Genomic DNA, 415 nt, shown 5'->3' on the forward strand with positions numbered 1-415 from the left:
AGTTACTGATAGCCAGGGTAAAACAGCAAGTAACACTTATCCAATTAAAGTAAATGGTACTTTAATTTTACCGACAAAAACTTTACCTAACGGTATTGTTGGTTCTTCTTACTTACCGCAAACATTACCGGCTGTAACAGGTGGAACGTCTCCGTATACATACGCAGCAACAAACCTTCCTCCTGGATTGTCGTTTAATCCGACAACAAGAGAAATTACCGGAACACCGACGCAAGGTGGTACTTATAATGTTGCTTTAACCGCTACAGATGCTAATAATAATAAAGCAACCACAACTTATGCCATAACCGTAACTGTAAATGCACCGGTTGTGGCTTCAGCTACCGTATGTACCGGAAGCACGGCTACTTTAACTGTAAGTAATCTTCAAACTGGCGTTACGTATAACTGGTAT

At 40.5% G+C, this 415-nt stretch carries 1 protein-coding gene; it reads left to right on the forward strand.

What is annotated here, in order from left to right; translation table 11 throughout:
* Positions 1 to 415: putative Ig domain-containing protein (locus IM793_RS24715; RefSeq protein ID WP_193426179.1), on the forward strand; the 415-nt coding region annotated here is incomplete at both ends.

The sequence above is a fragment of the Pedobacter sp. MR2016-19 genome (assembly GCF_014947265.1).
Classification (GTDB): domain Bacteria; phylum Bacteroidota; class Bacteroidia; order Sphingobacteriales; family Sphingobacteriaceae; genus Pedobacter.